A 14757-nucleotide genomic window follows, 5' to 3' on the forward strand; every position below is an offset into this window, starting at 1 on the left:
CAGTGGGGCATGGAGTGCCGGAACTCGTACTGGAATCAAACGGAAGGACCTGGACGCTGGACCCGTCCAGGCCCTATACCCTCGGCCGCGATCCGCAGGGTGACATCGTCTTCGACGACGCCAGGGTGTCCTGGCGGCACGCCACGGTCAGCTTCAACGGCCGCAGTTGGGTCATCGAGGACCATGGCAGCACCAACGGCACGTTCGTGCAGGGCCGGCGGATCCAGCAGACGGAGATCGGGCCGGGTGCGTCGCTGCACCTCGGCAACGCGACCGACGGACCGCGGCTGAATCTGTCGGGCGCCGCCGTCGGTCAGCAGCAGCCGGCGCCGTACGCGGCGCAGGGCGCCGGGGCGCCGGGCTGGGCCCAGCAGGCCCCGCAGGTACCGCAGCAGGCACCCGCCGCCGGCCGGCCCGCCGCACAGCAGCAGGCGCAACAGGCACCCGCTCCGCAGCAGGCCGCACCGCACCAGGCGCCGGCTCAGCAGCAGGGCTGGCAGCAGGCGCCCGCGTTCCCGCAGCAGCAGGCGGGGCCCGCGGATCAGTACGTGCAGAAGACGCCCGGTGGTGGCGCGGGGGCGCCGCCGGTCTACGGCGACCGCAGCCCGACCACGTTCCACCAGTTCGCCGTCGGCCGCGTGATGCGCATCGGCCGTGCCCTGGAGAACGAGCTGGTCGTCTCCGACCTGCAGGTCTCCCGGCACCACGCCGAGTTCCACGCCATGCCCGACGGCCGGCTGGAGATCCGCGACCTCGGCTCGCACAACGGCACCTACGTCAACGGCCAGCCGATCCCCAAGGGCGGCTCGGTGCAGCTCGGCCCGGCCGACATCGTCGGCGTCGGCCACTCCACCTTCCGGATCGTCGGCGACCGGCTCGAGGAGTTCGTCGACACCGGTGAGGTCTCCTTCTCCGCGCGCCATCTGACCGTCACGGTCGACGGCGGCAAGCAGATCCTGAAGGACGTCTCCTTCGGTGTCCCGGAGAAGTCCCTGATCGCGGTCATCGGCCCGTCCGGCTCCGGCAAGTCGACGCTGCTCAAGGCGCTCACCGGCTACCGGCCCGCCAACCAGGGCGAGGTGCTGTACGACAACCGCAACCTGTACAAGCAGTTCGCCGAGCTGCGCCAGCGCATCGGTCTGGTCCCGCAGGACGACATCCTGCACAAGGAGCTGACCGTCAAGAAGGCCCTGAAGTACGCGGCCAAGCTGCGCTTCCCGTCCGACACCACCGCGGCCGAGCGCGACGCCCGCATCGACGAGGTGCTGCGCGAGCTGAAGCTGGACATCCACAAGGACAAGAAGGTCACCTCCCTGTCCGGCGGCCAGCGCAAGCGCGTGTCCGTGGCCCTGGAGCTGCTCACCAAGCCGTCGCTGATCTTCCTGGACGAGCCGACGTCCGGCCTCGACCCGGGCATGGACCGCGATGTCATGCAGCTGCTGCGCGGCCTCGCCGACGACGGGCGCACCGTGCTGGTCGTCACCCACTCGGTGGCCGAGCTCGCGCTGTGCGACAAGCTGCTGGTGATGGCGCCGGGCGGCGCGGTCGCGTACTTCGGCCCGCCGGAGGAGGCGCTGAACTTCTTCGGCTACGACAGCTGGGCCGACGTCTTCTCCGCCTTCGAGAACTACCGCGACTACGACTGGTCGGGCCGCTGGAAGGGCTCGCAGCACTACCAGATGTACGCCGCGGACGTGGACGCGGTCGCCCCGCAGGCCGTACACATGCCTCCGCCGCAGGCCATCAAGCCGCCCAAGCCGCAGTCGTGGGGCTCGCAGCTGATGACGCTGATCCGGCGCTATGTGTCGGTCATCGTCTCCGACAAGGGCTTCCTGGCGCTGACGGTGATCCTGCCGGCGGTGCTCGGTGCGGTCAGCCTGCTGATCGACCACAAGCACGGCCTGCTGGTCAATCCGGCGGTCAACCCGAGGACCGGACTGCACATCCCGAACGGCACGGCCACCACGGTGCTGCTGATCCTCGCGGTCGGCGCGTGCTTCGCGGGCGCCGCGAACTCCGTCCGTGAGCTGATCAAGGAACGGGTGATCTACGAGCGGGAGCGCGCGACCGGCCTGTCCCGGTCGGCGTACCTGATGTCCAAGGTGGTCGTGCTCGGTGCCGTCACGGTGCTGCAGGGCCTGATGGTCGGTGTGATCGGCTTCTCCAGCCGCGAGATCCCCGACCAGGGACTCGTCCTCGGTGGCTCCACCCTCTTCGAGCTGTGCGTGCCGATCATGGCGCTCGGCTTCACCTCGATGATGGTCGGCCTGGTGATCTCCTCGCTGGTGAAGACCGCCGAGAAGACCATGCCGCTGCTCGTGATGTTCGCGATCATCCAGGTCGTCTTCACCGGCTGCCTCTTCACCCTGCACGGCACGTTCGGCGTCAACGAGTTCTCGTACCTGATGCCGTCGCGCTGGGCGGTGGCCGCGGCCGGCGCCACGCTGGACTTCAACAACATCGCCCCGAACACCGACGACCCGACCAGCACGGACCCGCTGTGGAACCACACCGCCGGGGCCTGGACGCTGGACATGATCGCGCTCATCGCGCTCGGCGTCGTCTGCGGCTTCTTCGTGGCCCGCTTCCTGCGCCGCCACGAACCGGAGGTCATGCGCAAGTAACCGCGCCCCGTACGACACGAAGGGCGGCACCCCGCGATGGGGTGCCGCCCTTCGGCGTCACGTGTCCGAGGTCCGCGCCAGGCCTCAGTACGCGCTGTTGACGTTGTCCATCGAGCCGTACCGGTGCGCCGCGTAGTTGCAGGCGGCCGTGATGTTGGCGACCGGGTCGTAGATGTTCCACGACGTGCCGGAGACGTGGTACGTACGGAAGGTCGGGTCGATGACCTGGAGCAGCCCCTTGGACGGGATGCCGTTCTGGGCGTTGATGTCCCAGTTGTTGATGGCGCTGGGGTTGCCGGAGGACTCACGCATGATGTTGCGGTAGATGCCGTTGTAGCTGCCGGGGATGCCCTTGGCGCGCAGGATGTCCAGCGACTGCCGGATCCAGCCGTCCAGGTTGTTCGCGTAGGTCTTCGCGGCGACCGGCTGCATGTCGATGCGCTGGGCGGAGCGGCTCGCGGTTTCCTTGGCGGCGCGGTCCTGCGCGGCCTTCTTGGCGTCGGCGTCGGCGGCGGCCTTCTTCGCGGCCTCGGCGCGCTGCTTGGCGGCGGCGGCCTCGTCGGCGGCCTTCTTCTGCGCCGCGAACGTGTCGAGCTTGACCGTCTCGGGGGCGAGCTGGTCGGTGACCGTGCCCTTGACGTTCTTCAGCGTCGTGCCGGCGGCGACCTGGGCCGCGGCGGCCGGGGCACCGGTGGTGACGGTGTCGGCGTTGCCCGGGACGGCCGAGAGGGCGATGGCGGCGGTGCCGAGGCAGGCGACACCGGCGATGCCGATCTTGTGCTGCTTGGTCAGGGCGAGACTATGAGCACGGTTGAGGATGTTCTTATGAGCACGGTTGAGGATGTTCTTGGGCATAGCTGATGGACCTCTTCGATAGCGCGGAGGTCGCTCCTGCGTCCGCCGGGGGAATCGGCTCCTCCCACACGAACGCCGCGGGCCGGTGACCCACGGCGCTGAGCGACGGAAGCAATTCTTAGCTGGCGCAAAATTTGGTGGCAAAGGTGTGACGTACGATCCTCCTTAGTGGATCACGGAAGGGCAAAACGGGACAGACTGGACCGTCTGTCCCGTTCATGCGGGGAGGGTTTATCTCCTATGTCTCTTCGTACGTGATGTGGACCCTATGCGCGGGCTCACATCGGAGACGAAACAGTTTCACCAGGAGTTGCCATCGCAACGCTCTGTGTGAGGGTTCTCCGCCGGGAGGATGAGATGCACGTCGCCGAACTCGTGCCACAGGTAGAGCCCGCTGAGCGCCTCCTCGTAGGCACGGTCGACCGTCGCCTGCCCCGCGACCGCTTCCAGCATCAGCAGATGCGAGGCCTCCGGCTCGTGCAGCCCGGTCAGCAGCCCGTCCACCACCCGCACCCCACGCTCAGGCGTCACGACCAGATCCGTCCACCCCTCGGCCGCCCGCACCACCCCGTCCGGCCCGGCCGCCGACTCCACGGCCCGCACGGCGGTCGTGCCCACGGCCACCACCCGTCCCCCGCTCGCCCGCACCGCGTTGATCAGCCGCGCCGACGCCTCCGGCACCGCGAACCGCTCCGGATACGGCGGCTCGTGCGCCTCCGCCGACGCCACCCCCGTGTGCAGGGTGACCGGCGCGAACTGCACACCCCGGCTCACCAGCTCCGCCACCAGGCCCGCGGTGAAGGGGCGGGCCGCACTCGGCATCTCCGCGCTGCCCGACCCGTCCGGCGACGGCAGCGCGAACACCGTCTGGTACACCGACAGCGGCTGGTCGTGCTCCGTGTAGGAGTAGCGAATGGGCCGCCCGTGCACGCGCAGCATCGTGAGCACGTCCCCGTCCGAACGGGCCCACCACAACCGCTCCCCGCGCGGGCTCACCGGTTCCTCCAGCACCAGCCGTCCGGTCCCGGGCAGCACCACCTCGGTATCCGCACGCGTGCCCGTACGCGCGCGCGTGGTACCGCGCCCGTCCGGTTCCCGCAGCTCGACCGCCCACCGGCCGTCGTCCCCGCGCGTGGAGAAGTGCACCACCACGCGCGCGTGCCCGACCCGCCCGTCCACCGCGGCGGCCAGCGTGGGCGAGGTGTTCACCACCAGCAGGTCCCCGGCCCGCAGCAGCAGCGGCAGCTCCCGGAACCCGTGATGCGTCACCTCCGTACCCCGCGACACCAGCAGTCGTACGGCGTCCCGGCCCAGCCCCGGACCCCGCTGCTCGACGGGCACGCGCGCGGACAGCCCCTCCGGTACGCGCACGAACGTCCTCATCGCCGCTCCAGCAGCGCCGGCGCCGCGTACCGCCCACTGGCCGGCCGCTCGTCGAGCAGCCGCAGGAACGCCGGTACGACCGTGTCCGGCGCCGGACGCGGATCGTCGTCACCGGGTACGGCCGCCGCGTACAGGTCCGTCGCCATGTCCCCGGGATCCACCGCCCACACCCGCAGGCCGGGCTCCTCCACGCCCAGCACCGCCGCCAGCTGGTCCAGGGCCGCCTTCGAGGCGCCGTAGCCGCCCCAGGTCCCGTACGCCTCGGCCGCCGCGTCCGAGCTGACCGCGACCACCGTCCCGGCCGGCGACTCCCGCAGCAGCGGCAGCGCCTCACGGACCAGGCCCAGCGCGGCCACCACGTTCACCTCCAGCGCCCGCCGCAGTCCCTCCAGGGGCAGCTCCGCCAGCCGCACCAGCGGCTCGGCACCCAGCGCGCTCGCATTGCTGACCAGCAGGTCGAGCCCGCCCAGCCGGCGCGCGGCCGCCACCAGCGCGGCCCGGTGCCCGGCATCCGTCACATCCCCCGCCGGCGCCTCCACGCGCGTGCCGTGCCCGGCGAGGCTCTCCGCGGTCTCCTCGAGGGCCTCGGCGCCTCGGGCGTCGAGCACCAGATCCCAGCCCCGCGCGGCCAGCGCCGCTCCGAGCGCCCGCCCCAGGCCCTTCGAGGCCCCCGTGATGATCGCCACCGGCATGACTACCGTCCCCTCGTCGCCCTCCGCCTCCTTCGGGCGGTGACCACAACCTAGGAACGGCACCGCCTCGGCCGCCTCGGACGCGGGCCGCAAACCGCAGGGGCCCTTCGGCGTACACCGCACGTCCGGGGCCCCGGGACCTAGGCCGCCCGCCCTAGGGCCGGCGGACCGGGCCCCGCCGCCACAGGTCCGATCCGCTTGTCACACCCCGCCGGTACCGTGAGGACATGAGTCAAGGCCCCCGGTCCGGCCTCGCGGCGGTCAGTTCCGCGCTGCTGGCCATGAGCAGGCATCTGGAGGTGCGCGACGTCCTGAAGACGATCGTCGCCTCCGCACGCGAACTGCTCGACGCGCAGTACGCCGCCCTCGGCGTCCCCGACGACCACGGCGGCTTCGCCCAGTTCGTCGTCGACGGCGTCAGCGACGAGCAGTGGCGCGCCATCGGCCCGCTACCGCGCCAGCACGGCATCCTCGCCGCAATGCTGCGCGAGGCGAAGACCGAGCGCCTCGCCGACGTGCGCAAGGACCCCCGCTTCGAGGGCTGGCCGGCCGCCCACCCGGACCTGGCCGACTTCCTCGGCCTGCCCATCCGCGACGGCGACGAGGTCATCGGAGCCCTCTTCCTGGCCAACAAGAACTGCCCCAAGCCGGAAGGGAGCTGCGGGTTCACCGAGGAGGACCAGGACCTCCTCGCCATCCTCGCCCAGCACGCCGCCATCGCCCTGACCAACGCCCGGCTCTACGAACGCAGCCGCGAACTCACCATCGCCGAGGAACGCTCCCGGCTCGCCCACGAACTGCACGACGCGGTCAGCCAGAAACTCTTCTCGCTGCGCCTGACCGCCCAGGCCGCGGCGGCCCTCGTCGACCGCGACCCCGCCCGCGCCAAGGGCGAACTCCACCAGGTCGCCGCGCTCGCCGCCGAGGCCGCCGACGAACTGCGCGCCGCCGTCGTGGAGTTGCGCCCCGCCGCCCTGGACGAGGACGGCCTGATCGCCACCCTGCGCACCCAGACCCAGGTCCTCGACCGCGCCCACACCGCGCGCGTGACCTTCAGCTGCAACGGCTTCCGCGCCCTGCCCGCCGCCCAGGAGGAAGCCCTCCTCAGGGTCGCCCAGGAAGCCCTGCACAACGCCCTGCGTCACTCCGGTGCCGAACACGTCGAGGTGGCCGTGGAGCGGCGCGGCGGCGGAATCGTGCTGCGCGTCACCGACGACGGCAGCGGCTTCGACCCGAAGGCGGTCCGCCGCGCCGGACGGCATCTGGGCCTGGTCTCGATGCGCGACCGCACGAGCGGCGTCGGCGGCACGCTGACCGTGGAATCGGTGCCCGGCAAGGGCACCACGATCGAGATGGAGGTCCCCGGTGGCTGACGCAATCAGGGTGCTGCTCGTCGACGACCACCAGGTCGTCCGCCGGGGCCTGCGCACCTTCCTGGAGGTGCAGGACGACATCGAGGTCGTCGGCGAGGCCGCCGACGGCGCCGAGGGAGTCGCCCGCGCCGAGGAACTGCGCCCGGACATCGTCCTGATGGACGTCAAGATGCCGGGCATGGACGGCGTCGAGGCCCTGCGCAAGCTGCGCGAACTCGACAACCCCGCGCGCGTGCTCATCGTCACCAGCTTCACCGAGCAGCGCACGGTCGTACCGGCCCTGCGCGCGGGCGCCGCCGGGTACGTCTACAAGGACGTGGACCCCGACGCCCTCGCCGGCGCCATCCGCTCCGTGCACGCCGGCCACATCCTGCTCCAGCCGGAGGTCGCCGGCGCCCTGCTCTCCCAGGAGGAGGCCAACTCCGGCCAGAGCAGGGGCGGTTCGCTCACCGACCGGGAACGCGAGGTGCTCGGCCTGATCGCGGACGGCCGTTCCAACCGCGAGATCGCCCGCGCCCTCGTCCTGTCCGAGAAGACCGTCAAGACGCATGTCTCCAACATCCTGATGAAACTCGACCTCGCCGACCGCACCCAGGCCGCGCTGTGGGCCGTACGCCACGGCGTGACCGGCTGACACGCCCTCCCCAAGGCCTCACCCACGGCAACAGCCCAGGCTGAGATTCATACCGTCGTGGGAATGTCACCCGGACGGCGCATCCTTCGGCGATCTCCGCCGTTCTCCAGTGCGTGCTGCGGCGAACCGCCGCGGTGAACGTCTAGGAGGGGTTGGACAGTGAAGAACCTGAAGAAGGCCGCGGCCGTGACGATGGTGGCCGGTGGTCTGGTGGCCGCCGGTGCGGGGATGGCCTCTGCCACGGAGGGTGCCCACGCGTGCGGCGACGCCCAGGGCTCCCCGGGCGTCATCTCGGGCAACGTCATCCAGGCCCCGGTGCACGTCCCGGTGAACGCCGTCGGCAACAGCGTGAGCGTGATCGGCGTGCTGAACCCGGCCTTCGGCAACCTCGGCATCAACCACTGAGGTCCGGCCGACACTGACCAGAGAGGCCTCCCGGTGCCCACCGGGAGGCCTGTCATGTTCGTTCGCCGCGCATCGCGGGGGCGCACCCCCGCGGCGGAGCCGCAGATCGCCACACCCCCGCGCCCCTGAGCCGGTGCACTCGCCCCAGCCCTCCCGTCACCGGGCCCCCCGCTCCCGCTCCTCCACGATGGAGTTGTACGCCGCCACCTGGGCCCGCCTGGCCGTCCGCTCCACCGGCCGCAACGCCTGCGCCCGAGCCGCCATCTCGCTGGAGCTGACCGCACCGCCGTGACCCCTGCCGTACGCCAGCGACACCAGCAGCGCGACCCGCTGCGCCAGCTCCAACACCCGCACCGCACGCGGCGGATACCCCGGCGCCAGTACCTCCCGCCCCTGCTCGGCCCGCGCCCGGTACGCGTCGATCGCCGCCTCCGCCACCGGCCCCGACCCGGCGACGTCCAGCTTCGACAGCACCTCGGTCGCCTCGTGCAGCGCCTCCGCCAGCTCCCGCTCGGCCTCGCCCAGCGACGGCACATCGGCGGGCGGCGCCTCCCGCACCGGCAGCACATGCCAGACCACCTCGGCATGTACATCACCCTCCGGCCCGGCCTCGTACACCTGAGGCACCAGCCCGAACGCGGCGCCGTGACAGACCACCGCCTCCTCGGCCTCCAGCGCCCGCGCGTTGAACTCGGGCGGACCGCTCAGCCCCAGCGGATGCCCCGGCGCCGGCAGCGCGATCCGCAGCCCGGACGCCCCCAGCGTCCGCAGCCGCCCCAGCGCGAGCGTGAGCCCGACCTGCGCGGACTCCCCGGGCAGCCCCTCCACCCGGTGCACCGTGTCCTCGCCCACAATGGCGAGAGCGGCGTCATCCGGCGAGACAAGTCCGGCCAAAAGGGCGTTTCCCCATGCGGCAAGGCGTCCTGAACGCGGTTCCGAGAGCATGCCACCACCCTAAGGACCGGACCGAGGGAATGGGGCCGGGCACTCGTGGCGTAGATTTCATAGGGGCTGCGCCCACAGGCGCGGCGGACCGAGCCACAGGCGTACGCGACCAGCCGAGACCGGCACACTGCAAGGGGAGACAACGCGCTCATGAGCGATGTTCTGGAGCTTCAGGACGTATCCGTGGTCCGCGAGGGCCGGGCTCTGGTGGACCAGGTCTCCTGGTCGGTGAAGGAGGGCGAGCGCTGGGTCATCCTCGGACCCAACGGCGCCGGCAAGACCACCCTCCTGAACGTCGCCTCCAGCTACCTCTTCCCCAGCAAGGGCACCGCCACCATCCTCGGCGACACCCTCGGCAAGGTCGACGTCTTCGAGCTGCGGCCCCGCATCGGCGTGGCCGGCATCGCCCTGGCCGAGAAGCTCCCCAAGCGCCAGACCGTGCTGGAGACCGTGCTGACGGCCGCCTACGGCATGACCGCCCACTGGCAGGAGGAGTACGACGAGGTCGACGAGCAGCGCGCCCGTGCCTTCCTCGACCGCCTCGGCATGAGCGACTACGTCGACCGCCGCTTCGGCACCCTCTCCGAGGGCGAGCGCAAGCGCACCCTCATCGCCCGCGCCCTGATGACCGACCCCGAGCTGCTCCTGCTGGACGAGCCCGCCGCCGGCCTCGACCTCGGCGGCCGCGAGGACCTGGTCCGCCGCCTCGGCCGGCTCGCCCGCGACCCCATCGCCCCCTCGATGATCATGGTCACGCACCACGTCGAGGAGATCGCCCCCGGCTTCACCCACGTCCTCATGATCCGCCAGGGCAAGGTCCTCGCCGCCGGCCCGATCGAGCTGGAACTGACCTCCCGCAACCTCTCCCTCTGCTTCGGCCTCCCGCTCGTCGTCGAGCAGGTCGGCGACCGCTGGACGGCCCAGGGCCTGCCCCTGTCCTGACCCCCGCCGCGCAAGGCCTTCCCGAGCCCGTCCCGCTCCTTCTCGCGCCCTGTCCGCCGCCCGACCCCGGCCCTACCATGACCGTGTGAACGACATCGACGCATGGGTGTGGTGGCTCGTCGGCGCGGCGGCGCTCGGAATCCCGCTCGTGGTCACCGCCATGCCGGAGTTCGGCATGCTCGCGGTGGGAGCCGTCGCGGCCGCCGTCGCCGCGGGACTCGGCCTCGACGGCGTGATCCAGGTCCTCGTGTTCGTCGTCGTCTCCGTCGCGCTCATCGCCGTCGTGCGCCCCATCGCCGCCCGGCACGGCAGACAACTCCCCCGGCTCGCCACCGGCGTCGACGCCCTGAAGGGCAAGCAGGCGGTCGTCCTGGAACGCGTCGACGGCTCCGGCGGCCGTATCAAGCTCGCCGGAGAGGTCTGGTCGGCCCGCGCCCTCGACACCGGCCGGGCCTACGAAGTGGGCCAGGAGGTGGACGTCGTGGACATCGAAGGGGCCACCGCCCTCGTCATCTGAGGCATCCGGCCCACGAGTTGGGCGAAGTCTGTCAGACTCGACCAGCAAGATCTTCTGCAATCACGAGATCTGCCGAAGGCGCCGAGGCGGAGAGGGGTACGGGGAACACGATGGAACCGGTCATCATCGTCCTGGTCATTCTGGTGGTGTTGGTCTTCATCGCCCTGATCAAGACCATCCAGGTCATCCCACAGGCCAGCGCGGCCATCGTCGAGCGCTTCGGCCGCTACACACGCACCCTGAACGCGGGCCTGAACATCGTCGTCCCGTTCATCGACACCATCCGCAACCGCATCGACCTGCGCGAACAGGTCGTACCCTTCCCGCCGCAGCCGGTGATCACCCAGGACAACCTGGTCGTCAACATCGACACGGTCATCTACTACCAGGTGACGGACGCCCGCGCGGCCACCTACGAGGTCGCCAGCTACATCCAGGCCATCGAACAGCTCACGGTCACCACACTCCGCAACATCATCGGCGGCATGGACCTCGAACGCACCCTGACCTCCCGCGAGGAGATCAACGCCGCCCTGCGCGGCGTCCTCGACGAGGCGACGGGCAAATGGGGCATCCGAGTCAACCGCGTCGAACTCAAGGCCATCGAACCGCCCACCTCCATCCAGGACTCGATGGAGAAGCAGATGCGCGCCGACCGTGACAAGCGCGCCGCGATCCTCACCGCCGAAGGTACGCGCCAGGCCGCCATCCTCACCGCCGAGGGCGAGAAGCAGTCCCAGATCCTGCGCGCCGAGGGTGAGGCCAAGGCCGCCGCCCTGCGCGCAGAGGGCGAGGCCCAGGCGGTCCGTACGGTCTTCGAGGCCATCCACGCCGGCGACCCGGACCAGAAGCTCCTGTCCTACCAGTACCTGCAGATGCTCCCGAAGATCGCCGAGGGCGACGCCAACAAGCTCTGGATCGTCCCCAGCGAGATCGGCGACGCGCTCAAGGGCCTCTCCGGCGCCATGGGCAACTTCGGCCCCCTCGGCGGCGGCAACCAGGGCAACGGCGGAGCCAATGTCCCCGCCCAGAACAACGGCCCCAACACAGAGCGCCGCGAGAAGCCGAGCATCGACTGAGGGTTGCTGAACGGCGCCGGGTTCCTACCGCGCCCCGTCAGGGGCGCGGGGAACTGCGCGAGAAACCCAAGGCAACCCCCAGCCGCCGCCGAACAGAACCCGGCAGATGCTCAGGCCGCATCCCGGCCGAGCCAATCAGGCAGCGCCTCGAACTCCTCGGTCCCCAAAGCCAACAGCATCGCATCCGCCGGCGTCGGCTCGAACGGCTCCCGCAGCAAAGCCATCCCCGCCTGCGCCGGAGTCCGGTCGGCCTTCCGATGATTGTCCTCCGCACACGCGGCCACCGTATTCAGCCACGTGTCCTGCCCACCCTGCGCCCGCGGTACCACATGGTCCACCGTCGTCGCCCTGCGCCCGCAGTACGCGCACCGGTGCCGGTCCCGGACCAGCACCCCCCGCCTCGACCACGGGGCTTGTCTTCGGAACGGCACCCGTACGTACCTGCACAGCCTGATCACCCGGGGCGCGGGTATGTCCACATCGGCACCCCGCATACGCAGTTCGGGGTGGGCCTGCTCGACGACGGCCTTGTCCTGGAGCACCAGAACGACGGCCCGATTCAACGTCACCGTCGACAGCGGCTCAAAGCTCGCGTTCAGCACCAGCGTGTCCCGCATCCAGCCCACCTCCCGTGCGCACCTGCCCACCCCCCGGCGGGCTTGGATCAACTCTGGACGGGCGCGCCGAGATGGACAACGCAATAAAAAATGCCCGCCTCCGATCACTTCCAAGACCGGAGACGGGCAAACGTTCAATGAACGCTCGGCTGAATCACGGCGCCGCGCTCAGCCCTGCGCGGGATTCTCGTACTCACCGATGAGCTGGGCACGCGCGATCGCGTGGAACCGCAGATTGAAGCCGACGACGGCCGGAGAGACATCGGCATCCGGACCGAGCTTCTCCTGGTCCACCGCGTACACCGTGAAGACGTACCGGTGCGGCCCGTCCCCGGGCGGCGGCGCGGCGCCACCGAAGTCCTTCGTCCCGTAGTCGTTGCGCACATGCACCGCGCCCTCGGGCAGGCCCTCGAACTTGCCGCTGCCCGCACCCGTCGGCAGCTCCGTCACGGAGGCCGGGATGTCGAACAGGACCCAGTGCCAGAACCCGCTGCCGGTCGGCGCGTCGGGGTCGTAGCAGGTCACGGCGAAACTCTTGGTCTCCGGCGGGAAGCCCTCCCACCGCAGGTGCGGCGAGGTGTTGCCCTCCGCATGGACCTGGGCGCTCCCCAGCGTCGCACCCTCCTCGATGTCCGCGCTCGTCACCGTGAACGACGGGACGGGCGGATGGAAGTCATGGGGGAGCGGCCGCCGCTTGAGCTCGGTCACCTCGGTACCTCCTGATCGATGATCTGGAACCAGCGGTTCCCGAGCCTAGAACCAGTTGCGCTTGCTGCCGACCTCGGACAGCCAATTGTTCAGATAAGCCGCCCAGTCGGTCCCCATCCAGTCGTTCAGACCCACCTGGAAGGACCGGTAGGTGTCCGAACCCTCGCTGAACAGACCCGGTTTCTTGTCCATCTCCAGCACGACGTCCATCGCGTGCTCGTCGGCGACGAAGCTCAGCTCGACCTGGTTCAGCCCCCGGTACTGCGACGGCGGGTGGAACTCGATCTCCTGGTAGAACGGCAGCGTCTGCCGCGTGCCCCTGATGTGACCGCGCTCCATGTCCGCGTTCTTGAAGCGGAAGCCCAGCTGGATGAAGGCGTCCAGGATGGCCTTCTGCGCCGGCAGCGGGTGGACGTTGATCGGGTCGAGGTCGGAGGAGTCCACGGCCCGCGCGATCGCCAGCTCGGTCGTCACCCCGATGTGCATCCCGCGCAGCGCCTGCCCGTCGATCATCGTGACCGGCGTCTCCCAGGGGATCTCAAGACCGAACGGCACCGCGTGCACGGCACCCGCCTGCAGCTCGAAGGCACCGCCGAGCCGCGTCCTGGTGAACTCGATGTTCTGCTTGTACTCCTCGTCGCCGCTCTCCACCTCGACCCTGGCCTGCAGACCGACCGACAGCCCCTCGATGTCCTGGTTGACGGACCCGCCCTGGATCCGCACCTCACCCTGGACGACACCGCCCGGCACGACATTGACCTCGGTCAGCACCGTCTCGACCGACGCCCCGCCGGCCCCGAGGCTCGCGAGCAGCTTCTTGAACGCCATTGACTCTCCCTTTACGAACGGACCTCGCCCCTACAAACGCGATCCGTCCGCGCCCGGTTCCGCCGACGCGCTGACCCGTCTGCATTACCCTCGGACGGCATGATCGCGCCCCCGGACCGTACGCCACTCCCGAGAGAGTTCTTCGACCGCCCGGTCCTGGAGGTGGCACCGGACCTTCTCGGCCGCGTCCTGGTGCGTACGACACCCGACGGGCCGATCGCCGTCCGCCTCACGGAGGTCGAGGCCTACGACGGCCCGAACGACCCCGGCTCACACGCCTACCGTGGCCCCACCGCCCGCAACGCGGTGATGTTCGGTCCTCCCGGACACGTGTACGTCTACTTCACCTACGGCATGTGGCACTGCATGAACCTCGTCTGCGGTCCCGAGGGCCGGGCGAGCGCCGTCCTGCTCCGCGCGGGCGAGGTCGTCGACGGCATCGAACTGGCCCGCAAACGGCGAGTTTCGGCCCGGAACGACAAGGAACTGGCCAAGGGGCCGGCCCGCCTGGCGACGGCGCTGGAAGTCGACCGCGCCCTGGACGGCACGGACGCGTGCACCTCCGGCGAGACCCCGCTGCGGATGCTCACCGGTACGCCGGTAGCCGCTGACCAGGTACGAAACGGCCCCCGCACCGGAGTCGCCGGCGAAGGCGGGAACGGCGACATCCACCCCTGGCGGTACTGGGTGGCTGACGACCCGACGGTGAGCCCCTATCGGGCACATGTGCCGAAGCGGCGCCTAAGTTGACGCGACCCACGAAGGTGCGTAATCTATCCCGAGCCGCTGAACCGGGTACGGCGATCGCCTGCAGCCGGAGCGGCCAACCCACTACCTAGCTACAACCCCTCGCCGGGGTCGATTTTGGCGCGCTCGCGTGCCCGAATTCGAACTCGCGAGACTCGATTATGAGTCGCCGAGAGAATGAGCTAACGTAGTGAATGTCGAAAGGGCGGACGGCGAAAGCCGAAAACCCCGAAGACGGCCCGCCGACAGGGAATCGGATCGAGAAAAGATCTGATAGAGTCGGAAACACCGAAGGGAAGCGCCCGGAGGAAAGCCCGAGAGGGTGAGTACGAAGGAAGCGACCGTTCCTTGAGAACTCAACAGCGTGCCAAAAGTCAACGCCAGATATGTTGATACCCCGTCTTCGGT

At 70.2% G+C, this 14757-nt stretch carries 15 protein-coding genes; 8 read left to right on the forward strand and 7 right to left on the reverse strand.

Annotated features, from left to right (window positions below; all coding sequences use genetic code 11):
• The first annotated feature begins 14 nt into the window (after window positions 1-14).
• Window positions 15-2624: an FHA domain-containing protein gene (locus SRB17_RS06940; RefSeq protein WP_323375095.1), complete on the forward strand. Its 2610-nt coding sequence runs from the start codon at window positions 15-17 to the stop codon at window positions 2622-2624.
• A gap of 84 nt (window positions 2625-2708) precedes the next feature.
• On the opposite strand, the gene SRB17_RS06945 is transcribed toward SRB17_RS06940, so the two are convergent.
• From SRB17_RS06945 to SRB17_RS06955, 3 genes are all read right to left on the reverse strand, one after another.
• Window positions 2709-3479 carry a transglycosylase SLT domain-containing protein gene (locus SRB17_RS06945; RefSeq protein ID WP_153535406.1) on the reverse strand — a complete coding sequence of 257 codons (771 nt, stop codon included), beginning with the start codon at window positions 3477-3479 and terminating at the stop codon, window positions 2709-2711.
• Window positions 3480-3779: 300 nt separating this feature from the next.
• Window positions 3780-4862 (reverse strand): S-adenosylmethionine:tRNA ribosyltransferase-isomerase, encoded by a 1083-nt coding sequence (locus SRB17_RS06950; RefSeq protein WP_153535408.1) that lies wholly within the window; start codon window positions 4860-4862, stop codon window positions 3780-3782.
• The gene (locus SRB17_RS06955) at window positions 4859-5554 is read right to left on the reverse strand and encodes an SDR family NAD(P)-dependent oxidoreductase (protein WP_153535410.1); all 696 of its coding nucleotides are present in this window, start codon (window positions 5552-5554) and stop codon (window positions 4859-4861) included. The genes SRB17_RS06950 and SRB17_RS06955 overlap by 4 nt, the downstream gene beginning before the upstream one ends.
• A 227-nt stretch (window positions 5555-5781) precedes the next feature.
• Between SRB17_RS06955 and SRB17_RS06960 the strand changes: the two genes are divergently transcribed.
• The 3 genes from SRB17_RS06960 (at window position 5782) to SRB17_RS06970 (ending at window position 7966) form a co-directional block, all read left to right on the forward strand.
• Window positions 5782-6927, forward strand: coding sequence for a GAF domain-containing sensor histidine kinase (locus SRB17_RS06960; RefSeq protein ID WP_153535412.1), 1146 nt, complete (start codon window positions 5782-5784; stop codon window positions 6925-6927).
• Window positions 6920-7561 (forward strand): response regulator transcription factor, encoded by a 642-nt coding sequence (locus tag SRB17_RS06965; protein WP_323375096.1) that lies wholly within the window; start codon window positions 6920-6922, stop codon window positions 7559-7561. The genes SRB17_RS06960 and SRB17_RS06965 overlap by 8 nt, the downstream gene beginning before the upstream one ends.
• Window positions 7562-7720: 159 nt before the next feature.
• The gene (locus SRB17_RS06970) at window positions 7721-7966 is read left to right on the forward strand and encodes a chaplin (protein ID WP_323375097.1); all 246 of its coding nucleotides are present in this window, start codon (window positions 7721-7723) and stop codon (window positions 7964-7966) included.
• 156 nt (window positions 7967-8122) lie between these two features.
• On the opposite strand, the gene SRB17_RS06975 is transcribed toward SRB17_RS06970, so the two are convergent.
• Window positions 8123-8911, reverse strand: coding sequence for a hypothetical protein (locus SRB17_RS06975; RefSeq protein ID WP_153535414.1), 789 nt, complete (start codon window positions 8909-8911; stop codon window positions 8123-8125).
• A 150-nt stretch (window positions 8912-9061) separates the two neighbouring features.
• On the opposite strand from SRB17_RS06975, the gene SRB17_RS06980 reads away from it, so the two are divergent.
• The 3 genes from SRB17_RS06980 (at window position 9062) to SRB17_RS06990 (ending at window position 11449) form a co-directional block, all read left to right on the forward strand.
• Window positions 9062-9853, forward strand: coding sequence for an ABC transporter ATP-binding protein (locus SRB17_RS06980; RefSeq protein ID WP_153535416.1), 792 nt, complete (start codon window positions 9062-9064; stop codon window positions 9851-9853).
• Window positions 9854-9938: 85 nt separating this feature from the next.
• On the forward strand, window positions 9939-10370 hold the full coding sequence (locus SRB17_RS06985) for an NfeD family protein (protein WP_323375098.1): 432 nt from the start codon (window positions 9939-9941) through the stop codon (window positions 10368-10370).
• 110 nt (window positions 10371-10480) lie between these two features.
• Window positions 10481-11449 carry an SPFH domain-containing protein gene (locus SRB17_RS06990; RefSeq protein ID WP_153535420.1) on the forward strand — a complete coding sequence of 323 codons (969 nt, stop codon included), beginning with the start codon at window positions 10481-10483 and terminating at the stop codon, window positions 11447-11449.
• Between the two features lie 110 nt (window positions 11450-11559).
• Here SRB17_RS06990 and SRB17_RS06995 read toward each other — a convergent pair whose 3' ends face one another.
• The 3 genes from SRB17_RS06995 to SRB17_RS07005 all read right to left on the reverse strand — a co-directional run bounded on the left by SRB17_RS06995 (window position 11560) and on the right by SRB17_RS07005 (window position 13602).
• Window positions 11560-12066: an HNH endonuclease gene (locus SRB17_RS06995; RefSeq protein WP_153535422.1), complete on the reverse strand. Its 507-nt coding sequence runs from the start codon at window positions 12064-12066 to the stop codon at window positions 11560-11562.
• A gap of 168 nt (window positions 12067-12234) precedes the next feature.
• Complete coding sequence (locus SRB17_RS07000) at window positions 12235-12774, reverse strand: YbhB/YbcL family Raf kinase inhibitor-like protein (protein WP_323375099.1); 540 nt, start codon at window positions 12772-12774, stop codon at window positions 12235-12237.
• Between the two features lie 45 nt (window positions 12775-12819).
• A complete protein-coding gene (locus tag SRB17_RS07005; protein WP_153535426.1) occupies window positions 12820-13602 on the reverse strand; it encodes a sporulation protein in 783 nt (260 codons plus the stop codon).
• Window positions 13603-13701: 99 nt separating this feature from the next.
• Between SRB17_RS07005 and SRB17_RS07010 the strand changes: the two genes are divergently transcribed.
• Window positions 13702-14352, forward strand: coding sequence for a DNA-3-methyladenine glycosylase (locus SRB17_RS07010; RefSeq protein WP_153535428.1), 651 nt, complete (start codon window positions 13702-13704; stop codon window positions 14350-14352).
• The last annotated feature ends 405 nt before the right edge of the window (window positions 14353-14757 follow it).

Origin of the sequence: Streptomyces sp. RB17 (assembly GCF_009604455.1) — a bacterium.
In the GTDB taxonomy this organism is placed as follows: Bacteria; Actinomycetota; Actinomycetes; order Streptomycetales; family Streptomycetaceae; genus Streptomyces.

Bases quoted from the DNA above. Each gene is read 5' to 3' on its own strand.
- SRB17_RS06945 (WP_153535406.1), bottom strand. From the start codon at position 3,479: ATGCCCAAGAACATCCTCAACCGTGCTCATAAGAACATCCTCAACCGT.
- SRB17_RS06950 (WP_153535408.1), bottom strand. From the start codon at position 4,862: ATGAGGACGTTCGTGCGCGTACCGGAGGGGCTGTCCGCGCGCGTGCCC.
- SRB17_RS06955 (WP_153535410.1), bottom strand. From the start codon at position 5,554: ATGCCGGTGGCGATCATCACGGGGGCCTCGAAGGGCCTGGGGCGGGCG.
- SRB17_RS06960 (WP_153535412.1), top strand. From the start codon at position 5,782: ATGAGTCAAGGCCCCCGGTCCGGCCTCGCGGCGGTCAGTTCCGCGCTG.
- SRB17_RS06975 (WP_153535414.1), bottom strand. From the start codon at position 8,911: ATGCTCTCGGAACCGCGTTCAGGACGCCTTGCCGCATGGGGAAACGCC.
- SRB17_RS06980 (WP_153535416.1), top strand. From the start codon at position 9,062: ATGAGCGATGTTCTGGAGCTTCAGGACGTATCCGTGGTCCGCGAGGGC.
- SRB17_RS06990 (WP_153535420.1), top strand. From the start codon at position 10,481: ATGGAACCGGTCATCATCGTCCTGGTCATTCTGGTGGTGTTGGTCTTC.
- SRB17_RS06995 (WP_153535422.1), bottom strand. From the start codon at position 12,066: ATGCGGGACACGCTGGTGCTGAACGCGAGCTTTGAGCCGCTGTCGACG.
- SRB17_RS07005 (WP_153535426.1), bottom strand. From the start codon at position 13,602: ATGGCGTTCAAGAAGCTGCTCGCGAGCCTCGGGGCCGGCGGGGCGTCG.
- SRB17_RS07010 (WP_153535428.1), top strand. From the start codon at position 13,702: ATGATCGCGCCCCCGGACCGTACGCCACTCCCGAGAGAGTTCTTCGAC.